Origin of the sequence: Streptacidiphilus melanogenes, from assembly GCF_000787835.1 — a bacterium.
Classification (GTDB): Bacteria; Actinomycetota; Actinomycetes; order Streptomycetales; family Streptomycetaceae; genus Streptacidiphilus; species Streptacidiphilus melanogenes.
Genome location: NZ_BBPP01000015.1, coordinates 1 through 22,683, shown reverse-complemented (window position 1 = coordinate 22,683; position 22,683 = coordinate 1). Strand labels below are relative to the sequence as shown.

The 22,683-nt window shown below is 71.6% G+C and carries 22 protein-coding genes; 14 read left to right on the top strand and 8 right to left on the bottom strand.

Going from position 1 to position 22,683, the window contains the following annotated elements; translation table 11 throughout:
- Positions 1-28: 28 nt before the first annotated feature.
- From TR49_RS17960 to TR49_RS17945, 4 genes are all read right to left on the bottom strand, one after another.
- Positions 29-1,198, bottom strand: a complete 1,170-nt coding sequence (locus TR49_RS17960) for a glycerate kinase (RefSeq protein WP_152627329.1) — start codon at positions 1,196-1,198, stop codon at positions 29-31.
- Between the two features lie 85 nt (positions 1,199-1,283).
- Positions 1,284-3,062 carry a glyoxylate carboligase gene (gcl, locus tag TR49_RS17955; protein ID WP_042382917.1) on the bottom strand — a complete coding sequence of 593 codons (1,779 nt, stop codon included), beginning with the start codon at positions 3,060-3,062 and terminating at the stop codon, positions 1,284-1,286.
- A 2-nt stretch (positions 3,063-3,064) separates the two neighbouring features.
- Positions 3,065-3,958 (bottom strand): 2-hydroxy-3-oxopropionate reductase, encoded by an 894-nt coding sequence (locus tag TR49_RS17950; RefSeq protein WP_042382916.1) that lies wholly within the window; start codon positions 3,956-3,958, stop codon positions 3,065-3,067.
- 44 nt (positions 3,959-4,002) lie between these two features.
- On the bottom strand, positions 4,003-4,854 hold the full coding sequence (locus TR49_RS17945; RefSeq protein ID WP_042382915.1) for a TIM barrel protein: 852 nt from the start codon (positions 4,852-4,854) through the stop codon (positions 4,003-4,005).
- 120 nt (positions 4,855-4,974) lie between these two features.
- Between TR49_RS17945 and TR49_RS17940 the strand changes: the two genes are divergently transcribed.
- The 7 genes from TR49_RS17940 (at position 4,975) to TR49_RS17910 (ending at position 10,138) form a co-directional block, all read left to right on the top strand.
- On the top strand, positions 4,975-5,241 hold the full coding sequence (locus TR49_RS17940; RefSeq protein ID WP_084724983.1) for a thiamine-binding protein: 267 nt from the start codon (positions 4,975-4,977) through the stop codon (positions 5,239-5,241).
- Positions 5,238-5,618, top strand: coding sequence for a helix-turn-helix domain-containing protein (locus tag TR49_RS17935; protein ID WP_042382913.1), 381 nt, complete (start codon positions 5,238-5,240; stop codon positions 5,616-5,618). Before TR49_RS17940 ends, TR49_RS17935 begins: the two co-directional genes overlap by 4 nt.
- An 80-nt stretch (positions 5,619-5,698) precedes the next feature.
- On the top strand, positions 5,699-6,214 hold the full coding sequence (uraD, locus tag TR49_RS17930; protein ID WP_042382912.1) for a 2-oxo-4-hydroxy-4-carboxy-5-ureidoimidazoline decarboxylase: 516 nt from the start codon (positions 5,699-5,701) through the stop codon (positions 6,212-6,214).
- Positions 6,215-6,268: 54 nt separating this feature from the next.
- Entirely contained in the window at positions 6,269-6,583 is a 315-nt protein-coding gene (gene uraH, locus TR49_RS17925) for a hydroxyisourate hydrolase (RefSeq protein ID WP_236653416.1), read from the top strand.
- 3 nt (positions 6,584-6,586) lie between these two features.
- Positions 6,587-7,501: a factor-independent urate hydroxylase gene (gene pucL / locus TR49_RS17920; protein WP_042382909.1), complete on the top strand. Its 915-nt coding sequence runs from the start codon at positions 6,587-6,589 to the stop codon at positions 7,499-7,501.
- 105 nt (positions 7,502-7,606) lie between these two features.
- Entirely contained in the window at positions 7,607-8,986 is a 1,380-nt protein-coding gene (locus TR49_RS17915; protein ID WP_042382908.1) for an 8-oxoguanine deaminase, read from the top strand.
- Between the two features lie 198 nt (positions 8,987-9,184).
- Complete coding sequence (locus tag TR49_RS17910; RefSeq protein ID WP_042382906.1) at positions 9,185-10,138, top strand: quinone oxidoreductase family protein; 954 nt, start codon at positions 9,185-9,187, stop codon at positions 10,136-10,138.
- A 211-nt stretch (positions 10,139-10,349) separates the two neighbouring features.
- Here the strand turns inward: TR49_RS17910 and TR49_RS17905 are convergent, their stop codons facing one another.
- Together TR49_RS17905 and aceB are read right to left on the bottom strand one after the other, a co-directional pair.
- A complete protein-coding gene (locus tag TR49_RS17905; RefSeq protein ID WP_052434389.1) occupies positions 10,350-11,327 on the bottom strand; it encodes a hypothetical protein in 978 nt (325 codons plus the stop codon).
- A 242-nt stretch (positions 11,328-11,569) separates the two neighbouring features.
- A complete protein-coding gene (gene aceB / locus TR49_RS17900) occupies positions 11,570-13,192 on the bottom strand; it encodes a malate synthase A (RefSeq protein ID WP_042382905.1) in 1,623 nt (540 codons plus the stop codon).
- 146 nt (positions 13,193-13,338) lie between these two features.
- On the opposite strand from aceB, the gene TR49_RS17895 reads away from it, so the two are divergent.
- Complete coding sequence (locus TR49_RS17895; protein WP_042382904.1) at positions 13,339-14,157, top strand: IclR family transcriptional regulator; 819 nt, start codon at positions 13,339-13,341, stop codon at positions 14,155-14,157.
- A gap of 73 nt (positions 14,158-14,230) precedes the next feature.
- Here TR49_RS17895 and TR49_RS17890 read toward each other — a convergent pair whose 3' ends face one another.
- On the bottom strand, positions 14,231-14,806 hold the full coding sequence (locus tag TR49_RS17890) for a nucleotidyltransferase family protein (protein ID WP_042382903.1): 576 nt from the start codon (positions 14,804-14,806) through the stop codon (positions 14,231-14,233).
- Between the two features lie 130 nt (positions 14,807-14,936).
- Here TR49_RS17890 and moaA point away from each other — a divergent pair, with 130 nt between their 5' ends.
- From moaA to TR49_RS17870, 4 genes are all read left to right on the top strand, one after another.
- Positions 14,937-15,947 (top strand): GTP 3',8-cyclase MoaA, encoded by a 1,011-nt coding sequence (moaA, locus tag TR49_RS17885; protein ID WP_042382902.1) that lies wholly within the window; start codon positions 14,937-14,939, stop codon positions 15,945-15,947.
- Between the two features lie 177 nt (positions 15,948-16,124).
- Positions 16,125-16,925 carry a hypothetical protein gene (locus TR49_RS43915; RefSeq protein WP_042382901.1) on the top strand — a complete coding sequence of 267 codons (801 nt, stop codon included), beginning with the start codon at positions 16,125-16,127 and terminating at the stop codon, positions 16,923-16,925.
- 90 nt (positions 16,926-17,015) lie between these two features.
- The gene (locus tag TR49_RS17875; RefSeq protein ID WP_439654108.1) at positions 17,016-17,789 is read left to right on the top strand and encodes a hypothetical protein; all 774 of its coding nucleotides are present in this window, start codon (positions 17,016-17,018) and stop codon (positions 17,787-17,789) included.
- Positions 17,790-17,934: 145 nt separating this feature from the next.
- Positions 17,935-18,930, top strand: a complete 996-nt coding sequence (locus tag TR49_RS17870) for a DUF2637 domain-containing protein (protein WP_042382900.1) — start codon at positions 17,935-17,937, stop codon at positions 18,928-18,930.
- A 25-nt stretch (positions 18,931-18,955) separates the two neighbouring features.
- Here the strand turns inward: TR49_RS17870 and TR49_RS17865 are convergent, their stop codons facing one another.
- The gene (locus TR49_RS17865) at positions 18,956-21,151 is read right to left on the bottom strand and encodes a SpoIIE family protein phosphatase (RefSeq protein WP_052434388.1); all 2,196 of its coding nucleotides are present in this window, start codon (positions 21,149-21,151) and stop codon (positions 18,956-18,958) included.
- Positions 21,152-21,445: 294 nt separating this feature from the next.
- Here TR49_RS17865 and galE point away from each other — a divergent pair, with 294 nt between their 5' ends.
- Complete coding sequence (gene galE / locus TR49_RS17860) at positions 21,446-22,447, top strand: UDP-glucose 4-epimerase GalE (RefSeq protein ID WP_042382899.1); 1,002 nt, start codon at positions 21,446-21,448, stop codon at positions 22,445-22,447.
- A gap of 164 nt (positions 22,448-22,611) precedes the next feature.
- Positions 22,612-22,683: urease subunit gamma (locus TR49_RS42890; protein ID WP_174501585.1), on the top strand; the 72-nt coding region annotated here is incomplete at its 3' end.

Below are 22,683 nucleotides of genomic sequence, written 5' to 3'. Positions count from 1 at the left end.
GAAATCGGTTGAACGTACGAAGAAAGCTTCACTCCGCGCCGAGGAACATGCGCGCGAGCCGCTCCCCAGCCAACTCGGCCAGTTCCCCGGCGCGGGTGATGCTGTCGCCGTCCGGGCCGGCCAGCTCGACGAGCGAGAGCGCGGCGACGAACCCCGCGGCGCGCCACTGCGCCTCGCTCAGCTCCAGCAGGCCCGACACCGCCGCGACCGGGACGCCATGCCCGGCCGCCGCGTCGGCGACTCCGGCGGGCGCCTTGCCGTGCAGGGTCTGCACGTCAAGGCAGCCTTCGCCGGTCACGACCAGACGGGCTCCCCGCACCGCCTGGTCGAAACCCAGAAGTTCCAGCAGCAACGCGATCCCCGGCCGCAGCGTGGCGCCCAGCAGCGCCATCGCCCCGAAGCCCAGACCGCCGGCCGCACCCGCGCCCGGCGTCTCGCGCAGGTCGCTGCCCGTCAGGGCGGCGACATGGTCGGCCCAGTGGGCCAGGGCCGCGTCCAGCTCGGCCACGTCCTCGGGCGTCGCGCCCTTCTGCGGCCCGTAGACCGCGGGCGCGCCGCGCTCGCCCAGCAGCGGGTTGTCGACGTCGCTCGCGACGACGACCTCCACACCGCTGAGGGTGTCCGCGAGGGGACCCGGGTCGATCGACGCCAGCCGTGCCAGCGCCGCGCCCCCGGACGGCAGCTCCGCGCCGTCCGCGTCCAGCAGCCGCAGGCCCAGTGCCTGGACCATCCCCGCGCCACCGTCCGTGCAGGCCACTCCCCCGAGGCCGAGCACCAGCTTGCGGCAGCCCAGTTCGAGCGCCTTGCGGATCAGCTCACCGGTGCCGTGGCTGGAGGCGGTCAGCGGCGCCTTGACGCCGCCCGGCAGCAGCTGCAGGCCGCTGGCCTGGGCCGCCTCGACGACCGCCGTCTCCCCCTGCACGGCCAGCACCGCCGCGACCGGCTCGCCGGTCGGACCGGCGACCTTGACGGGCACCGCACGGAAGCCCGCGGCCACGGCCGCGGCCACCGTCCCCTCGCCGCCGTCGGCGACGGGCAGGGCCCGGACCTCGACGCCCGGCACGGCACGCCGCACCCCGGCCGCGATACGGTCCGCGGCCTCCGCGGCGGTGAGACTGCCCTTGAACTTGTCGGGCGCGATCACCACATGACCTCGGTGCTGGGACATGAACAATCGAGCCTCGCCTTCGTTCTCCATGGAATGCCTCCCGGCGACGCGGGCACGACCGGATAGGATCACGCCGCCGGGAGGAGACTATGCACCCGCTTCGGGCGGGTCTGCCCTACGCGCCCAGCAGGGCGGTGGGGGCGTCGCCGGGCTCGGTCGCGAGCTCCTCGAACTCGTTGACCTTGTCGATGTCGGCCGCGGCCATGGAGACGTTGGTGACGCGCTCCAGGATGACCTCGACGATGACCGGCACCTTGAACTCGGCGGCCAGCTTCTTGGCCTGCTCCAGGGCGCCCGCGATCTCGCCGGGCTCGAACACCCGGATCGCCTTGCAGCCCAGGCCCTCGGCGACCTTGACGTGGTCCACGCCGTAGCCGCCCACCTCGGGGGCGTTGATGTTGTCGAACGAGAGCTGGACGCAGAAGTCCATGTCGAAGGCGCGCTGCGCCTGGCGGATCAGCCCGAGGTAGGCGTTGTTCACGACCACGTGGACGTAGCCGATGTTGAACTGCGCCCCGACCGCCAGCTCCTCGATCATGAACTGGAAGTCGTAGTCACCCGAGAGCGCGACGACGGTCTCGTCCGGCACCGCGGTGGCGACACCGAGCGCGGCCGGCACGGTCCAGCCCAGCGGGCCCGCCTGGCCGGCGTTGATCCAGTGCCGGTCCTTGTAGACGTGCAGCAGCTGCGCGGCCTGGATCTGCGAGAGGCCGATGGTGGTGACGTAGCGGACGTCGCGCCCGAACGCCTTGTTCATCTCCTCGTACACACGCTGCGGCTTGACCGGCACGTTGTCGAAGTGCGTCTTGCGCAGCAGCGTGGCCTTGCGCTCCTGGCAGGAGGCGGCCCAGGCGCTGTAATCCTTGAGCGTCTGCGCGGCCCTGCGCTCACGCGCCACCTCGACGAAGAGCTGCAGGGCGGCCCTGGCGTCGGAGACGATGCCGTAGTCGGGGGCGAAGGTGCGCCCGATCTGGGTCGGCTCGATGTCGACGTGGACGAACTTACGGCCGGCCGTGTAGACGTCGGTGTTGTTGCCGGTGTGGCGGTTGGCCCACCGGTTGCCGATGCCGAGGACGAAGTCCGACTCCAGCAGCGTCGCGTTGCCGTAGCGGTGCGAGGTCTGCAGGCCGACCATGCCCGCGGTGAGCGGGTGGTCGTCCGGGATGGTGCCCCAGCCCATCAGGGTCGGAACGACCGGGACGCCGGTCAGCTCGGCGAACTCGACCAGCAGGTCGGCAGCGTCCGCGTTGATGACACCGCCGCCGGAGACGATGAGCGGACGCTCGGAGGCCTGGAGCAGGTCCAGGGCCTTCTCCACCTGGGCACGGGTCGCGGACGGCTTGTAGACCGGCAGCGGCTCGTAGGTGTCGATGTCGAACTCGATCTCGGCCATCTGGACGTCGATCGGCAGGTCGATCAGGACCGGGCCGGGACGGCCGGAGCGCATCAGGTGGAAGGCCTGCTGGAAGGCGCCGGGCACCTGGGCCGGCTCCAGCACGGTGACGGCCATCTTCGTCAGCGGCTTCGCGATGGACGCGATGTCGACCGCCTGGAAGTCCTCCTTGTGCAGCTTGGCCACCGGCGCCTGGCCGGTGATGCACAGGATCGGGATCGAGTCGGCCTGGGCCGAGTAGAGCCCGGTGATCATGTCCGTCCCGGCCGGGCCGGAGGTGCCGATGCAGACACCGATGTTGCCGGCCTTGGCGCGGGTGTAGCCCTCGGCCATGTGGGACGCGCCCTCGACGTGGCGGGCCAGCGTGTGGTGCAGGCCGCCGCGCTTGCGGATCGCGGAGTAGAAGGGGTTGATCGCGGCGCCGGGCAGGCCGAACAGGTTGGTGACGCCCTCGCGCTTGAGGATCTCGACGGCTGCTTCAGCCGCGGTCATGCGGGCCATGGTCAGGAGACCTTTCCGGACAGGCGCTCCAGGTTGCGCAGCAGGGCGGAGTGGTCCAGCCCGCCGTCACCGGCGTTGCGCATGGCGGTGATGAAGTCCGCGACCAGCGCGGCGGTGGGCAGCGGGACCTCGACGGCACGCGCGGCGGACAGCAGGTTGCCCATGTCCTTGTGGTGCAGGTCGAGGCGGAAGCCCGGCGCGAAGTCGCGCCGCAGGAAGTTGTTCTTCTTGCGGGTCAGCACGGTGGAACCGGCCAGACCGCCGTTGAGCACGTCGAGCGCGACCTCCAGGTCGACTCCGGACTTCTCCAGGAAGACCACGGCCTCGGCGCACGCCTGGATGTTGACGGCGACGATCAACTGGTTGGCGACCTTGACGGTCTGGCCGGAGCCGGACGGGCCGACCAGGGCCACCGTGGTGCCCAGCGCCTTCAGGACGGGCTCGGCCTCGTCGAAGTCGGCCCGCTCGCCACCGACCATGATCGACAGCACGCCCTCGATGGCACCGGCCTCACCACCGGAGACGGGCGCGTCGATGGAACGCAGGCCCTTCTCCTTGGCGGCGGCGGCCACACGCTGCGAGATCTGCGGCGTCACCGAGCTCATGTCGACGAGCAGCGCACCGGCGGGGGCGTTGTCGAGCACGCCGCCCTCACCGAAGTAAACCGCCTCGACCTGCGGGTCGGCCGGCACCATCGTGATGACGATCTCGGCGTCCTTGACCGCCTCGGCGATCGACGACGCGCCCTTGCCGCCCTCGGCGACCAGCTTGTCGATCGGGGCCTGGACCAGGTTGTAACCGGTGACGGCGTGCCCGGCCTTGACCAGGTTGGCGGCCATCGGGCTGCCCATGATGCCGAGCCCGATGAAGGCGATACGGCGGGGGGTCGTGCTCATTGGAGTTCTCCTCCGTGGGAAGTTTCGTGGGAGTCGGAGAGCGCTCAGCGCTTGCTGGCCCGCAGCGCGGCAGGCAGCCACTCGAAGGAGTCGGCCGAGGCGACCCCGGCGACGGGCTTGTACTCGAGGCCGATGTAGCCTTCGTAGCCGACGGCCTCCAACTGGCCGAGAAGCGCCGGGAAGTCCAGCTCGCCCGAACCAGGGAAGTTGCGCGCCGGCGCGTCGGCAACCTGTACGTGCCCGATCCGGTCCGCGTACTCCGCAATGACCGCGGCAAGATCCTCGCCGTTCCGCGCCAGGTGGTAGAGGTCGCAGAGGAACTTCGTGTTCCCAAGGCCGGTGGTCGCGTTGACCGCGTCCACCACCGCCACCGCGTCCTTCGAACTGAGCAGCCCGTACTGCGGCGCCTCCGGCGCGTTCAGCGCCTCGACCAGCAGCACCGCGCCGATGCCCTGCGCGGCCTGCGCGGCGAGCGCGAGGTTCTCCAGCGCGAGCGCGTCCTGCTCGGCGACCGGCACGTCCTCGACACGGTTGCCGTACAGGGCGTTCAGCGCCTTGCAGCCGAGCGACTCGGCCAGGCCGACCGCCACCGCGATGTTGTCGCGGAACCGCTGCGAGTCGGCGGGACGCGACAGCAGGCCCTTGTCGCCGCCGGCCATGTTGCCGGCGTCGAAGTTGAGGCCCGTCAGCTGCACGCCGGAGTCGACGAACGCCGCACGCAGCGCGTCGAGATCGGCCTGCGCCGGGGTGGGGCCGTCGAGGGTCCACCACAGCTCCGCGGCGTCGAAGCCCGCGGCCTTCGCGGCCGCCGGGCGCTCCACCAGCGGAAGCTCGGTGAAGAGGATCGAGAGGTTCACGGTCCAGCGCTGGTTCAGCCAGCTCTGCGCGGCGGTCATGCCATCACCTTGTTCCACATTGCGGAAGATGTTTTCTGCGTGATGAAACTATGGCACGTCGCTTCAACAGTTTGTCAAGCACCTCTCGGATCCTGGCCGTTCCCCGGATACGCTTCGGACGTGCGATTGAAGGTGGAGTTCACAACCGAGCCGTTCGAACTGGACGGCTTCCCGGAGCATGCGCGCACCGCGCGCCGCGTGGTCGACGAGGCCGGGCTCAGTGTCGACGTGGGGCCGTTCGGCACCACAGCCGAGGGCGAGGCCGAGCCGACGCTCTCGGCCATCGACCGACTGGTCCGCGAGACCCTGGCGCACGGCGCCACTCGGATCTCACTCCAGGTCAGCGTCCTGGAGGGCGCCGAGGACGAAGGGGAGGGAGCGGGATGAGCGACGAGCAGCACCCGCTGGCCATAGCCATCAAGCCGCTGCTCGACGCCGTCGGCGCCAGCGCGGTGAGCCTGGACGAGGCCCTGCCGAACGACGTCACGCTCGAATGGGACGGCGCGCCGGCCGTGGCGGTGCGCCTGCCCGGCTTGGAGAGCGCGCTCGACCGGCTGCTGAACGAGGTCCGTCGGCAGTTCGGCGGCGCCGAACTGACCACACTGGACCGCGCCGACAAGCAGCGCGTGGTCGCCCTGCTGGAGGAACGCGGGGCGTTCACCATCCGCCACGGCGTCGAGAACGTCGCCGCGGCGCTCGGCGTCAGCCGGTTCACCGTCTACAACTACCTCAACCGCCAGCAGGCGGCGGGAAAGCAAAGCTGACGACAGCTTTCAACAAAGTGTTGACGATCGGGGTCGGCGGATCTACTTTTCTCGTGGCACCTCACTTTCGGAGGTCACGAGTGACCCAACCCGCCACCCCGACGGACATCGCCCTCGACCGCGTCAACGCGATCGACGGCGAGGTGCTGGACGCGCTCCTGACGGAGATCTGCTCCAGCCACACCTGGGCGACGCTCGTGCGTCTCGCCCGCCCCTACCGCGACCGGGACGCCTTCCACGCCGCCAACGCGAGCGCGATGGAGGCCCTCTCCACAGCGGACCTGAACGACGCGATGGCCGGCCACGCCCGGATCGGCACCCCCAAGCCGGGCGACGCCACCTCCCAGCGCGAACAGGCCGGTGTCCACGGCGCCGACGAGGCGCTGCTGGCCGACCTGGCCGCCGCGAACGCCTCCTACGAGGAGAAGTTCGGCCACGTCTTCCTGATCTGCGCCACCGGGCGCACCGCCGGGACCATGCTGGCGGCCCTGCGCGAGCGCCACCCGAACGACGCCACCACCGAGCGGGAGATCGTCCGGGGCGAGCTCCGCAAGATCAACGACATCCGCATCGACCGCCTGCTCGACGAGAGCTGACGAGCCGACGGCACCGTGCGCACGCTGCGACACGAAACCCGCGTGAGGACTTTCATGACCTCCATCTCCACCCATGTGCTGGACACCAGCCTCGGCAAGCCCGCCGCGGGCATCCCGGTCGAGCTGGCCCAGCAGGTCGCCGGCGAGTGGAAGGCCCTCGGGGTCTCCGCCACCGACGCCGACGGGCGCTGCAAGGACCTGCCGGTCCCGGACCTGGCCGCGGGCACCGTGCTCCGGCTCCGCTTCACCACCAACGGGGCCTTCTTCCCCGAGGTCGCCATCGTCTTCGACGTCGACCCGGCCCAGGCCCATTACCACGTACCCCTGCTGCTCAACCCGTTCGGGTACTCCGTCTACCGAGGGAGCTAGACCATGGCCCACCAGCTCGGCCAGAACCAGTACGGCAAGGCGGAGAACCGCGTCGTACGGATCACCCGCAACGGCAACCGCCACGAGATCCGGGACCTCAACGTCTCCGTCGCCCTCTCCGGCGACCTCGACGACGTTCACCTGACCGGCTCGAACGCGCACTGCCTGCCGACGGACACCACCAAGAACACCGTCTTCGCCTACGCGAAGAAGTTCGGCATCCAGTCTCCCGAGAACTTCGGCATCCTGCTCGCCCGCCACTTCGTCGACGACACCCCGCCGATCCACCGCGCCCGCATCAGGGTCGAGGAGTACGTCTGGGACCGGATCGAGATCCCGGACAACAAGGCCCGCTTCATCGGCTCCGAGGAGATCGGCCACTCCTTCGTCCGCCGCGGCACCGAGGTCCGCACCTCCGAGATCGTCTATGACGGCACGAACGTGCAGGTCATCTCGGGCCTGAAGGACCTGGTCGTGATGAACTCGACCAACTCGGAGTTCTGGGGCTACATCAAGGACGAGTACACCACCCTCAAGGAGGCGTACGACCGCATCCTGGCCACCCAGGTCACCGCCCGCTGGAAGTTCGGCTTCACCGGCGCCGAGGGTGAGCAGGAGCCCAACTGGGACCGCTCCTACCAGCAGGTCCGCCGCCACATGCTGGAGGCCTTCGCCGAGACCTACTCCTACTCGCTGCAGCAGACCCTCTACGCGATGGGCACCCGCGTGCTCAACAACCGCGCCGAGGTGGACGAGGTCCGCCTGGAGCTGCCGAACAAGCACCACTTCCTGGTGGATCTGGAGCCGTTCGGTCTGGAGAACGACAACGAGGTCTACTACGCTGCAGACCGGATGTACGGTCTCATCGAGGGCACCGTGCACCGCGAGGGCGTGACTCCGGTCATCCCCGTGGCGTAACGCCTGCATAACCGAGCTCGACCCCAGGGATTCTCTCCGCCGTCCCGCCCTGGGCCGCACCAGACGGCGGTACTTCACAAAGTCCGCTGTCGAGGAGCACGAGCTATGGCACCCGAAGCAACCCCCGTCGAGCGCATCGTCATCGAGAACGCGGCGATCGCGACGGTCGACGCCCTGGACACCGAGTACCGGCGCGGCCACGTCGTCATCGCCGGCAACGTGATCGAGTCCGTGGGCGAGGGCCCGGCCCCGATGTGGCTGGACAACGTGGCGCGGCGGATCAACGCCGAGGGCCACCTGGTGACCCCGGGCCTGGTCAACACGCACCACCACTTCTACCAGTGGATCACCCGCGGCCTGGCGCAGGACGACATCCTGTTCGACTGGCTGGTCGCGCTCTACCCGACCTGGTCGCGGATCGACGACAAGCTGGTGCACGCCGCCTCCCAGGGCTCGGCGGCCGCGCTGCTGAAGTCCGGCTGTACCACCGCCTCGGACCACCACTACGTGTTCCCCCAGGGTGGCGGCGACATCCTCGGCGCCTCCATCGAGGCCGTCTCCGAGCTCGGCATGCGCTTCACCGCGCTGCGCGGCTCGATGTCCCGGGGCAAGAGCGACGGCGGCCTGCCGCCGGACCACGCGGTGGAGAAGACCGAGGACATCCTCCTCGCCTCCGAGGCTGCGGTCGACCGCTGGCACGACGGCTCCTTCGGCTCGATGCTGCACGTCGCCATCGCCCCGTGCTCGCCGTTCTCGGTGACCACGGAGCTGATGAAGGAGGCCGCCGAGCTGGCCCGCCGCAAGGGCGTGCGCCTGCACACCCACGGCTCGGAGACGGCCGAGGAGGAGCAGTTCTGCAAGGAGCTGTTCGGCATGGGCCCGACCGACTACTTCGAGTCGGTGGGCTGGCTGGGCGAGGACGTGTGGATGGCGCACTGCGTCCACATGAACGACTCCGACATCCGCAAGTTCGCGGAGACCGGGACCGGCGTGGCCCACTGCCCGTCCTCCAACGCCCGCCTCGCCGCGGGCATCGCCCGGGTGCCGGACATGATGGCGGCCGGCGTGCCGGTCGGCCTCGGCGTGGACGGCACCGCCTCCAACGAGTCCGGTGAGCTCGGCACCGAGCTGCGCAACGCGCTGCTGATCAACCGGCTCCACGGCCGCCCCGACGCGCTGACCGCGCGTCAGGCGCTGCGCCTGGGCACCATGGGCGGCGCCCGGGTGCTGGGCCGTCAGGCCGAGATCGGCTCAGTGGAGGTCGGCAAGCTCGCCGACCTCGCGCTGTGGAAGGTCGACGGCATCATGCACTCCTCCATCGCCGACCCGGTCGCGGCGCTGGTGATGGGCGCACTGCCGCCGCTGTCGCTGCTGCTGGTCAACGGCCGCCCGGTGGTCGAGCAGGGCCGGCTGACCACGGTGAACGAGGACCGCATCGCCAAGGCGTGCGCGGACGCGGCCAAGGAGCTCGCCTCGCGCGGCTGACGCGCCGGTTCGACCGACTGACTCCGGGCACGCACTGGGACGGTGTGCTGCCCGGACTCCCCGGCTCGTTCGCGCGCCGAGGGGGCTGAGGCCCCGGACCCACGGCGAGGGTCCGGGGCTTCGGTGTTTCCTTTCGGCATACTGGACGGTATGTTGTGCGCAATACGTACTACCGGTGAGTAGCTAGGAGTCGCGCGCATGAAGGCGATCCAGATCACGGAGTTCGGCGGGCCCGAGGTGCTGCGCCCGGCCGAGGTCCCCGAGCCCGTCCCGCAGCCCGGCCAGCTGTTGGTCGACGTCGACGGCGCCGGCGTCAACTACGCCGACACCCACGCCGTCGAGGACTCCTACCTGTCCCGCTCCTCGCTCCCGATGATCCCGGGCGGCGAGGTCGTCGGCCGCACGCCGGACGGCCGCCGGGTGGTCGCGCTCACCGCGACCGGCGGTTACGCCGAACGTGCCTGCGCCTGGGAGCCGATGGCGACCGACGTCCCCGACGAGGTCTCCGACGCGGCCGCGCTGGCGCTGGTCGTCCAGGGCCTCACCGCGTGGAACCTGCTGCGGACGTCGGCGCGGATCGCGCCCGGCGAGTCCGTCGTGGTGCACGCCGCGGCGGGCGGCACCGGCTCGCTGGCCGTCCAGCTCGCGCGCCGCTTCGGCGCGGGCCGCGTCATCGCGACGGCGTCGACCAAGGAGAAGCGCGAGCTCGCGCTCTCGCTCGGCGCGGACGAGGCGATCGACGCGGAGGCGGAGGGTCTGAAGGACCGCCTCGTCGAGGCGAACGGCGGCAAGAAGGTCGACATCGTCCTGGAGATGACCGGCGGCCCCGTCTTCGACGCGTCGCTCGCAGCGCTGGCCCCCTTCGGGCGCCTGGTCACCTACGGCATGGCCTCCCGCCAGGAGCCGTCGCCGCTGGCCGCGGCGAAGCTCATGGGCCACTCCACCTCCGTCGTCGGCTTCTGGCTGATGCACGCGCTGGGCCGTCCCGACCTCCACGCCGAGCCGATGCGCGAACTCCTGCAGCTGGTCGCCACCGGCGAGCTCACCCCGCAGCTCGGCGGCACCTACCCCCTGAACGAGGCCCGCACCGTCCACGAGGCGCTCCGCGCCCGCAGGACCACCGGCAAGCTGGTGCTGGACCCCAAGAGCTAGGTGCCACTCCCGAGGGGCGCGGGGCTCGTGCCGATATGCGGCTCCGCCGCGCGGGCGCGAGCCGGCTCGGGGGCGCTCCCGACTGTCGTTGCAGGGGGCGCGAGGAACCGCGCGGGCAACCACCCCGTGCGGATGGCCCTGCGCGTTGAGGACCATCCGCATGCCAGTGGCTTGTCGCGCAGTTCCTCGCGCCCCCGGTCGTGCGACTACCTCAGTGCTGGTTCGTCGCGCTCGTGTAGGAGACCACGCAGTTGCCCGCGCCGCCGCCGTAGTTGTTGCTCCAGAGCGACTGCACGGCGAAGTTCGCGCCGTTCAGGCTGATGATCGCGGATGCGCCCTGCCCGCTGGAGATCCAGGCGCACTTGTCGCCCGTCTCCGCGCCCGTGCTGTCCACCCAGCCGCTGCTCGGCGCCGGGTCGGTGATCGTCTCGGCGTACTCGTGGCCGCCGACGATCGTGACACCCTCCGTCGCGGCGTTGACGCCGCTGGAGCCCGTGGCGACGAAGCTCGCGCCGCAGCTCGTGCCCGCGTCGCTGACGTACGGCATGTTGGTGTACGGCAGGTCCGCGCCGTTGCTCGCGGTGGTGTGGTCGTGCCACGCGCAGTACTGCGTCTTGAAGCCGGAGGGCACCACGCCGTGGGCCGCGTCCACGATGATCTGGACGTTGTCGCCGGAGACGCCGAAGTGCGAGGCCGCCTTCTTGGCCTCGGCGGCGATCTGCGAGTCGCTGGGCTTGGTCGGGGCCTTGGCCGAGCTGTCCAGCCAGGTGCCGCCGACCGGGTTCGACGCGGGGTGTCCGACGTGGGTGCCGGAGGTGCCGCACTGGGTGGTGCCGACCGCGACGCCCTGGCAGTACTGGGTCTGCGAGGTGAAGAACGTGTCGCCGCTGCCGTAGGCGTGCTGGAAGAAGCTCAGCTGCAGCGCGGCCTCGCCCGACGGGTCGTTGGTGACGGTGGAGCCGGTACCCCACTGGTTGCCCCAGTAGACGACGTAGATCTTGGGGGCGGTCACGATGTTGCCGCCGCCGTAGGCGAGGTTGTTGCCCGAGGCCGCGGGGGCCTTCTTCGCGGCGGAGTGCGGGCTCATGTGGTGGGGGGCGAGCTCGCTGGCTCCGGCGGGGGCCGCGGCGATGAGCGCGCCGGTGGCGAGCGCCGCGGCGCAGCCGGCGACGAGGGCGGAACGAAGCACGGTGGTGCCCTTCTCGACGAGGAACGGGAGGGCTGTGCGGTTGCCGCCGGCCGGACGGCAGTAGTGCCACCACGCGAAGTGTTGTTGCCTGCTGATGCGCGACGCTAGTTGAAGTGACGTCAGGCGTTCAAGACGGCGTCACCGAATGCAGAGCAAACTCTGAAGACGTGCCAAGCGGCGCCTCACGCAGGACCTCCCCAGGTTTGCGTGAGACGCCGCTGTCGGTCTCCGGGTGCCGCGCCCTACAGCAGCGCGTAACCCGGAAGTGTGAGGAAGTCGACGAACTCGTCGGCCAGGGCCACCTCTTCGAAGAGCTGGGCTGCCTCGTCCCAGCGGCCCGCGGACTGCTTCATGTCCGCCAGCTCGGTCGCGACGATCTCGCGGACCAGCGCGGCGGTGACCTTCTCGCCGGTGTCCGCCAGCACGACCGCGTTGTTGACCCACTGCCAGACCTGCGAGCGGGAGATCTCGGCGGTGGCGACGTCCTCCATCATGTTGAAGATCGCCACCGCGCCGAAGCCGCGCAGCCACGCCTCGATGTAGCGCAGACCCACCTGGACGGCGTTCTGCAGACCGGCGCGGGTGCAGCTGCCGCCCGCGGAGGCGACGTCGAGGAGTTGCTCGCCGGTCACGTCGTTCGTCGGCACGACCTGCTTCTGGTTCGGCGCCTCCCCGAGGACTGCGTCGAACGAGGTCCGGCAGACCGGGACCAGGTCCGGGTGCGCGACCCAGGAGCCGTCGAAGCCGTCCCCGGCCTCGCGGTCCTTGTCCGCGCGGACCTTCTCCAGCGCCGCGGCGTTGACCTCGGGGTCACGGCGCGAGGGGATGAACGCCGCCATGCCGCCGATCGCGTGGGCGCCGCGGCGGTGGCAGGTGTTGACCAGCAGCCTGGTGTACGCGCGCATGAAGGGGGCCGTCATCGTGACGCTGTTGCGGTCCGGCAGGACGTACTTCTCGCCGCCGTCGCGGAAGTTCTTGACGATCGAGAAGAGGTAGTCCCAGCGGCCCGCGTTCAGGCCTGCGGCGTGCTCGCGCAGCTCGTAGAGGATCTCCTCCATCTCGAACGCGGCGGTGATCGTCTCGATCAGCACGGTCGCCCGGATCGTGCCGCGCGGGATGCCGAGGGCCTCCTGGGCGTGGACGAAGACGTCGTTCCAGAGACGGGTCTCCAGGTGGCTCTCGGTCTTCGGGAGGTAGAAGTAGGGACCGGAGTTGGGGTCCTGCTCGCCGCGGGCGAGCAGCGTCGCCGCGTTGCGGAACAAGTACAGGCCGAAGTCGACGAACGCGCCGGCCACCGGCTCGCCGTCGACGCGCAGGTGCGCCTCGTCCAGGTGCCAGCCGCGCGGGCGGACCACGATGGTGGCGAGCTCGGCGTCGGGCCCCAGCTTGTACTCCTTGCCTTCCGGCGAGGTGAAGTCGATCGTGCGGGACAGCGCGGCGGTGAGGTTGAGCTGACCCTCGATCAGGTTGCGCCAGCTGGGCGCGGTGGCGTCCTCGAAGTCCGCGAGCCAGACCTTGGCGCCGGAGTTGAGCGCGTTGATGGTCATCTTGCGGTCGGTCGGGCCGGTGATCTCGACGCGGCGGTCGTTCAGCGCCCGCGGCGCGGGAGCGACCTGCCACTCGGAGATGCGGATCTCGGCGGTCTCGGGGAGGAAGTCCAGCCTCCCGGTGCGCGCGATCTCGGCGCGGCGCTCCTTGCGGCGTGCGAGCAGCTCGTTGCGGCGGGCACCGAAGCGTCGGTGCAGGTCGGCGACGAAGGCGAGTGCGGCCGGAGTCAGCACCTCGTCCCCGCGGTCCACCACCGGCCCGACGATCTCGACCCCGGTGGGAAGCGGCTTGCTCCCGGTTTCCTGCACTGCACCCATGGAACCCTCGTCAGATCAGAAGATGCGGATGATCGAAGCGCACTGTGCGGCGCGCCTCGCTTCTGTAAGGTGGAGGCTAGTTTCCGCGATACAGAAATTCAACACTTTGTTGAGTTGGCTTGCCGGACCCTGCCAGGAAGGCTGTTGTGGTGACGTCATCCCTCTCGTCCGATCCCCGCTCCGGGGCCGCGGGCACGGACCGCGCCGGCGGAGTGCAGTCGGTCGAGCGCGCCTTCCAGCTCCTGGAGGCGCTCGCCGAGGCAGGCGGCGTCAGCACGCTGAGCGATCTGGCCATCGCCTCGGGGCTTCCCATGCCGACCATTCACCGCCTCGTCCGCACGCTCGTGCAGCAGGGTTACGTCCGTCAGGACACCGCTCGACGCTACACCCTGGGCCCGCGCCTGATCAGGCTCGGCGAGACGGCGGGTCGCCTGCTGGGCAGCTGGGCCCGCCCGTTCCTCGCCGAACTGATGGAGGCGACGGGCGAGACGGCGAACCTCGCGGTGCTGGAGGCGGGCGAGGTCGTCTACGTCGGCCAGGTGCCCTCCCGGCACTCGATGCGGATGTTCACCGAGGTCGGACGCAGGGTACAGCCGCACTGCACCGCCGTCGGCAAGGTGTTGCTGGCCCAACTCCCGCCCGTGGAGGCGCTTGCCACCCTCGGCAACGGCCCGCTGCCCGCGCACACCGTCCACACCGTCACCTCCCCCGGCGAGCTGCTGCCGCAGTTCGAGACCGCCCGGGAGGTCGGCTACGCGGTGGACGACCAGGAGCAGGAGATCGGCGTCCGCTGCATCGCCGTCGTCGTCCCCGGCGCGCCCACCCCCACCGCCCTGTCGATCTCCGGTCCGGAAGCCCGCCTGCGGACCCTGGAGGCCCGCACCGGCACCCGCGCGCTCATCCCGCAGATGCAGGACATCGCGGAGCGCCTGGGCACGGCACTGGCGTCCTCCGCGACGGAGTAGTCACGGGCTCGGGACCCGCGGGACCCGGGCACGGCAGTCCTGGCGTGGGCACTCCCCGCGCTTTCCCCACGCCCTACGGGGCCTGCAACCGGGCCAACTGCTCGGGGGTGTCCACGTCCTCGGGCGAGGCCACGTCCCCGCACTCCACCAGGTGCAGCTCCGCCGCGTGCGCGCGCAGCAGCGCCCGCGCGCCCGCGTCGCCGACCGCGTCCTCGCGGGCCTCGGCGAAGAAGCGCGAAGCGATCAGCACCGGGTGTCCGCGTTCGCCGTCGTAGCTCGCGGCCGCGAGCTCCGCGCCGCAGGCGAGGACGCGCGCGACGGCCTCGGGGGTGACGCCGGGCGTGTCCACCAGGCCGATGAGGGCCGCGTCGGCCACCAGGCCGGTCAGGCCCGCGCGGAGCGAGGACCCCATGCCGGTCTCCCAGTCGGGGTTCAGCACGACGTCCGCGTCGTCCAGGTCCGCGGTGGCCAGCACCCGCGCGGCCTCGGCCCCCAGAACGACCCGCACCCGCGTGCATCCGCCCGCGCGCAGCACGCCGAGCGCGTGCTCCACCATCGGCCGTCCCCCGTAGGGCAGCAGGGCCTTCGGGCGGTTTCCCATGCGGCGTCCGCCGCCGGCGGCCAGCAGCAGGCCGATCACCTCGTCCACGGTCCCAGCATGGCGCGCACCGCACCCCGCCGTACTTGGAGAATCACACAAGCCTGCCGTGCGGGCCTGCGGCGTTCACCGGGGCTTCACCCGCTGGACCGGTCGACCCCGGGCCCGTTGTACTGGGCCGATGCAGCAACGTCCACCGCATCCCCGCCCGCTCCTGGACCGCTTCGGCCGGGTCCACACGGACCTGCGGGTCTCGCTGACCGACCGCTGCAACCTGCGCTGTACGTACTGCATGCCGGCCGAGGGGCTCGACTGGCTGCCGAAGCAGGACCTGCTCGACGACGGCGAACTGCTCCGCCTGGTCCGCATCGCGACCACCCGTCTCGGCATCCGGTCGCTCCGCCTGACCGGCGGCGAGCCGCTGCTGCGGCGGGGGCTGGCGGACCTGATCGCCGCCTTCTCCACGCTCCCTGACGCGCCGGAGCTCTCGCTGACCACCAACGGCATCGGTCTGGCCCGCCAGGCCGACGCGCTCCGCGTGGCGGGGCTGCACCGGGTCAACGTCAGCCTGGACACGCTGCGCCGCGACCGCTTCCAGGCGATCACCCGCCGCGACCGGCTCACGGACGTCCTCGCCGGCCTCGCCGCCGCCAAGGCCGCCGGGCTCGCGCCGGTCAAGGTCAACGCCGTGCCCGTGCGCGGCGTCAACGACGACGAGATCAGCGACCTCGCGATCTGGGCCGTCGAGCACGGCTACGCCCTGCGCTTCATCGAGTCGATGCCGCTGGACGCCCAGGGAGCCTGGGACCGCGCCCGGATGGTCACCGCCGAGGAGATCCTGGCCGCCCTCGGCACGGTCTTCACCCTGCACCCCGTCCCCCGCGAGGGCAACGCGCCCGCCGAGCAGTGGCGGATCGACGGCGGCGAGGCCACCGTCGGCGTGATCGCCAGCGTCACCCGCCCCTTCTGCGGCGGCTGCGACCGCGTCCGGCTCACCGCCGACGGGCAGTTGCGCAACTGCCTCTTCGCCACGGACGAGTCCGATCTGCGCGCGCTGCTGCGCGACGGCGCGGACGACGACCGGATCGAGGCGGCCTGGCGGGCCTGCATCGCGGGCAAGGGCCCAGGTCACGCGATCGACAGCGCGGACTTCCGGCGTCCCGCACGGCCGATGTCGGCCATCGGCGGCTGACGCCGAGGGCGTCCCTTCGGGCTACGCCTTCCCCAACTGTGGCGCGGATGGGCATTCCGCTCGCGGACCGGATCGGGAAGCATGGAACCGCGAGCGCGCCCGCGGCGTAGTCTCATAAACAACGTCCCGCTCTGTCGCGTCTCGAGTCACGGTCTCGGAAGGAACGGACGGTCCCTCATGCCAGGTTCACCCAAGCCCGTCCGCTGCCCCAGCTGCAGGCGGGAGCACGCGTACGAGCCGCCGGTGTTCCCGTGCCCGTGCGGGGCGGCTCTGAAGATCCCGCTGCTGCAGGGCGGCGTGCCGGTGCAGGTGCGGTTCCGCTCCTGGGAGGACTCCTGGCTGAGCATGCGCTGCCCCTCCTGCGGGCGCTCCGAGCAGTGGCCGCAGCCCGAGTTCACCTGTGCCTGCGGGGCGACGGTGCGGCTGCCCGTCGACACCAGCGGTCGCCCGCGCCAGGTCGGCCCCGTCGCTGCGCCGGCGCCGGTGCAGCCCGTGCAGCCGGTGCGTCCGGTCACCCCCGGGCCGGTGCCGCCGGCCCCCGCGCCGGTCACGTCCGCACGGCCGGTGCAGCCGCCGCGTGCCCTCGCCCGCAAGCCGTTCCTGCCCCACCCGGTCCGCACCTCGGACGACGCGGTGCTGGCCGCCGCCCGCTACCTGGAGTGGCTCGGCTTCGGCGAGCTGGAGGTCTCCGACTCCCAGGACCGCGAGGGCGTCTGCCTGCTCGGCCCGACGATCGTCGCCCAGGTGGACACCTGGACCGAGCCCGCCGACCTGCGCGCCGTCGAGTGCCTCTGGCTCAACACCCTTCACGGTGACGAGCTGGTCCCGGCCATGTTCACCCTCGCGGGTTATTCGCTCGAGGCCCGCAACCGGGCGGACCAGCTGCTGGTGGCCCTCTTCGAGCTTGATCTGACGGGCATGCCGCAGGCAGTCAACACCGCCGCACGGGAGTTGGTCCGTAACTCCTCGCGTCCATGATCTGGCGCGGGTCGCGGCCCGCGTGTTGAATGACCGTCACCGAGGGCGGACCAACGGCGGCCGACAGCGGTCGCAGTGAGGGGCGATGGCGTGTCCTTGTCCGAGCAGCAGCGGTCCCGTGCGTCGGAGTCCTCCGTGGCGGCTCACATCCCCGAGCAGCGGACGCCCGACGCCGGACAGATCTGGCTGCTGCGGTCCCGCGGCTGCTGGCAGACCGCGGCGGAGCTCCTGGACGGCCACCCCGGCTCCGCGGTGGAACGGGCCGAACTGCTCATCGAGGCGGCGTTCTTCACCGGGGACGGCTGGGACGACGCGGAGACGGCGCTGCGCGCCGCCGAGGCCGTCGTCCGCGACAACCACGAACGCGCGGCGACGGCCTGCGCGCGCGGCTTTCTCGCTTACTGCGCCACGGTGTCCAAGGTCCACGACCGCCTCGACGAGGCGCAGGCGGCGCTGGGGCGCGCCTCCGCGCTGCTCGCCCCCGAGGACCCGGCCCGTCCCCTCCTCGACTTCCGCCGCGGCCTCATCGCCCACGCCCTGCTCGGCGACGCGACCGCGGCGCGCGCCGCGTACCGGCGTGCGCACGCCGGGGCCGAGCAGCAGCAGGACGCCCACCTGCTCTCCTACACCTGGCGCCACCTGGCCGCTATCGCCCAGGAGGACGGCAACGTCGCCGGTGCGCGCCACGGCTACGCCGAGTCCCTGCGCCTGCGCGAGGAGACCGGCTTCGCCGTCGGCCTCGCCCCCGCCCTCGCCGCCCTCGCGGACGTCTCCCCTGCCGCCGAAGCCACCCAACTCCGCGCCGAGGCCCGCCGCCTGACCCGCGCCTTCTCCGGCACCCCGGTCTGGCTCACGTTCGACTGAGCCTCCGACCGGGAGGTGCTCGCGCCCCCAGCGGTGGCGCATTCACCCGTTCTGGTGTATGTGTCCCAAATCCACATGATCGTCTCTCCTGCTCCGTCAGGATGGTCCCGCCCTGCGCGGCTTGCCAGGGTGGGAGGAGACGGCGATGAGGCTGAGCGACGGTGCTCTCGGGTGGGTTCTGACGCTCACCGCGTTGCTGCTGGTGGTGGTCGTGCTGCTGGTCGTGCTGCGGGCCCGGGCGGGGCGTCCGCAGGGGACGGACACCTGGGAGCGGAGCGAGGAGCGGCGCAGGCGCAAGGAGACCGTGTACGGGTCGGCCTCCTATGTGCTGCTGTTCTGCTGCGCGGCCGTCGCGGCCGCGCTCTCCTTCCACGGCCTGGTCGGCTTCGGCCTGCAGAACCTCGGCCTGAGCGGGGGGTGGGAGTACCTCGTGCCGTTCGGGCTCGACGGCGCGGCCATGTTCTGCTCGGTGCTCGCCGTGCGCGAGGCCAGCCACGGTGACGCCGCGCTCGGGTCCCGCAGTCTCGTCTGGATGTTCGCGGCCGCGTCCGCCTGGTTCAACTGGGTGCACGCGCCGCGCGGCATCGACCACAGCGGCGCGCCGCAGTTCTTCGCCGGGATGTCCCTCTCCGCGGCGATCCTCTTCGACCGCGCGCTCAAGCAGACCCGCAAGGCTGCCCTGCGCGAGCAGGGCCTCGTGCCGCGGCCGCTGCCGCAGATCCGCGTGGTGCGGTGGCTGCGCGCGCCGCGCGAGACGTATGCCGCCTGGTCGTTGATGCTGCTGGAGAACGTCCGCAGCCTCGACGAGGCCGTGGACGAGGTGCGCGAGGAGCGCCGCGCGCGGATCCGGCGGCGGGAGGCCGAGCGGCCGCAGCTGCGCGCGCTGGGCGGCGGCCGCCGCATGCCGCAGCTGCCGCGCTCCGGCGGATCCCCTGGTTCCGCGGGTTCCGCGCGGGAGGAGATGGGCTCCGGGGAGCCCGCCATAGAGGCCGCCCGGAACGCCGACGAACCCCGCCCCGCGAGGCGGGTCTTCGACCTGACGGCCGAGGACGACACCGTCACGATGCCGGCGGTCCCGCGCGCGAGCGCCTGGGACTCGCTCGAGCAGAAGCTCAAAGACCTCGAGAAGCTCTACGGCTGAGCCGCAGCCACTTCGACGACAGGGCCTACGCCGCGAGTTCGCCGTGGCAGACGAGCTCGAACCACATGCGCTTGCCGGTCCCGTTCGGCTCGACGCCCCAGGCGTCGCTCATCGCCTCGACGAGCATCAGCCCGCGTCCGGAGGAGGCCTGCTCGCCGGGGGTGCGCCGCTTGGGCCACTGGTCGGAGTCGTCCGCGACCTCGATCCGCAGCCGTGCCTGGCCGCCCTCGGGATCGCGCGAGAGCCGCGCGGTCAGCATCGCGTCGCGATCGGTGTGCACGAGCGCGTTGGTGACCAGCTCCGAGGCCAGCAGCTCGACGGTGTCGGAGAGTTCGCCGACGCCCCAGCGGCGCACCGCGTCCCGCAGCTCCGCGCGGACCTCGGCGATGCGCGCCAGATCCGCCTGGCCGATCCGGCGGCGCAGGTGCTCGCGCGGACGGGAAGCTGACAGCCCCTCCCAGCGGAGCAGCAGCAGCGCCACGTCGTCGTCGCGCTCCGCGCTGTCCGCGGCGGACCGGGCGATCTTGTCGGCGAGCGAGGAGAGCTCGACGTCCTTGCAGCCGCCGACCACGCGTCGCAGCCGCTCCATGCCCTCGTCGATGCCGATCCGGCGGGTCTCCACCAGGCCGTCCGTGCACAGCAGCAGCACGTCGCCCGGGTCGAGGGTGAACCGGCTGACCGGGTAGCTCTGCTCCGGGTCGACGCCGAGCGGCAGGCCGCCGTCGACGTGATGGACGGCCGTGCTGCCGTCCGCACGGCGGATCAGCGGGTTGAGATGGCCGGCCCGGACGGCGTAGACCGCGCCGTAGTCCACGTTGACCTCGGCGTAGAGGCAGGTGGCGAAGTGGCCGGTGTCCAGGTCGGCGAGGAAGCGCGCGGCGCGGGTCATCACCGCGGCCGGCGGGTGGCCCTCCGCCGCGTAGGCGCGCAGCGCGATCCGAAGCTGGCCCATGACGCCGGCGGCGTGCACGTCGTGGCCCTGCACGTCGCCGATGACGACGCCGACGTGGCCGTTCGGCAGCGGGACGACGTCGTACCAGTCGCCGCCGATCTGCAGGCCGGTGCCGGCGGGCAGGTAGCGGGCGACGGCGTCGAAGCCCGGGACGGGCGGGACGCGGCGCGGCAGCAGCACCCGCTGCAGGCCGGCGGCCAGCTCGTGCTCGGCGTCGTGGAGCCGGGCGCGGGCCAGTGACTGGCCGACCAGCCCGCCGAGGGTGCTGAGCAGGGTCCGCTCCTCGTAGTCGAGGGCGCGGTCCTCGTCGAAGCTGACCAGGCAGACGCCCAGCGGCCGCCCGCTGGCGACCAGCGGCAGGAACGCCCAGGCGTGCTTGGGGTGCCCGACGACCTGCGGCCAGGCCATCGGGAACCGCTGCCGGTACTCCTCCTGGCTGGCCAGGAAGACGGGCGTGCGGGTGCGCAGCGCGAGCGCGGCGGGGTGGTCGGCGTCCAGCGGCACGTGGTCGTGCGGCGGGCGCGAGCCGCCGCCGTAGCCGGAGGAGGCGAGGATCTGGATCCGCCCGCTCTCCAGCACGGCGAGGACCAGTCCGTCCGGCGGGATGCCGGGCAGCGGCAGCTCGGTGAAGACGCGGGCGACGTCGGCGGTGGTCACCGCCTCCGAGAGGCCCTTGGCGGCCTCGCGGATGAACAGGGTCCGCTCCTCGCGCACGGACGCGGCCTGGTCGGCGCGGCGGCGCTTGTGCAGCTCGACGGTGGCGTCCCAGACGAAGCCGATCATGTGGGTCGGGCGGCCGTTCCCATCGGCCAGCACCCGGCCGCGGAAGCGGACGGCGTGCATCTCCCCGCCAGGAAAGACGGTGCGGTAGTAGGCGCCGCACTGGCCCAGCTCGGCGACGGCCCGCTCGACGCGGCGCCTGACCACCGGCGCGTCCTCGGGGTGCAGCAGCGCGAGGAACTCCTCCGAGTTGATCGACGCCTGCCGCGCCGGGCTCTCCGCCAGCTCGGCGGTGACCGCGGCCACGGCGGCCGCCGTCTGCAGCCCACAGACCGGCACACGCTCGCCTGCCTGCAGGCCGAGCTCCTCGAGTCCGAGGATGGCCAGGGCCCGTTGGTCGCAGACGATGCGGTCGGCGCGGATGTCCCAGTGCCAGGAACCGATCCCGTTCGCCGCTGCCGCCGACTCCAGCCAGTCCGGTGTCTGGTTCTGCTGCGGCGGGCGGTGCGCGGGGCTCGGGATCCGGGGCGGCTGCGTCCTAGGCGCCATCGTTCTCCTGCCCTGCAAAGAGGCCGCGCCTGGTGTGCGCGGCTTGTGCTACTCACCCATTGTCCCAGCTCCGAGCTGGAACGGAGGATCTTGGGGGGTATATCCGGACTTCATCCTGTCGGATGATGCGCCCTGCGGCAATGCCGAGGCGGGTCCCGATGCGTCACGACATACCGACCATCCGGTCACCGGAACATCTCTCCCCGATCACGGAACCATCACGAGACGCCGAACGTCGGGCTTTCCGAGGGCGTCGTCGCCGACGCCCGTCCACCTACGGAGGGGAACGACAACGTGAAGGTCCTGATCACCGGCGGAGCGGGTTTCATCGGCAGCACGGTCGCCTCGGCCTGCCTGGACGCCGGGATCACACCGGTCCTGCTCGACAACCTGGTGACCGGCCGCGCCGAGTTCACCGAGGGGCGGGTGTTCTACGAGGGCGACATCTCCGACGGTGATCTCATCGACCGGATCTTCGAGGAACATCCCGAGATCAGCGCCACGATCCACTGTGCCGCGCTGATCGTCGTGCCGGACTCCGTCGCCCAGCCGCTGCGGTACTACCGCGTCAACGTCGCCAAGACGATCGCGCTCACCGAGCACCTGCTGCGCAACGGCTGCGACCGCCTGCTCTTCAGCTCCTCCGCCTCGATCTACACCGCGGGCGAGGACTTCTCGGTGGACGAGGAGTCCGCGCTCGACCCGCTCTCCCCCTACGCCCGCACCAAGATGGTCACCGAGCTGGTGTTCAAGGACGCCGCCCAGGCGACCCCGCTGCGGGTCCTGTCGCTGCGCTACTTCAACCCCATCGGCGCGGATCCGGAGCTGCGGACCGGCCTGCAGGTGGCGCTGCCCTCGCACGCGCTCGGCAAGCTGATCCACGCGCGCGCCAACAGCCTGCCCTTCCAGATCACCGGCACCGACTGGCCGACCCGCGACGGCAGCGGCATCCGCGACTACGTGCACGTCTGGGACCTCGCCCAGGCCCATGTCGCCGCCGTGCAGCGCTTCGACGAGGTGCTGCCGATGGACGGGCCGAACTGCTACGAGGTGATCAACCTGGGCACCGGGCAGGGGACCACGGTCCGTGAGCTGATCAAGGCCTTCGAGACGGTCACCGGCACGGCGCTCCCGGTGGAGGTGGCGCCGCCGCGCCCGGGCGACAGCGCGGGCGCGTTCACCCGCACCGGGAAGGCCGAGCGGCTGCTGGGCTGGCGTCCGGAGCTCTCGCTCGAGCAGGGCATCGCCGACACGCTGGCCTGGTTCGCCCACCGCGAGGCGGTGCTGGGGGTGTAGGCACCTCGGGGCCCCTTCGGGCCCGATCTCTTCGCAGGGGCATCCGTCCGGCTCATCCGGGCGGGTGCCCCTGCGCGTGTTCCCGGGGCTTGGGCTGGACAGGCGGCCCATGTCGGGGTTCAATGCGAGGGACGTTTGAACGGCGTTCTAAACTGCGAGGCACCGTGCGATTGACTCCGACTGAACGGGACCGGCTGCTGTTGTTCTCAGCGGCGGAGCTGGCACGCGCGCGGCGT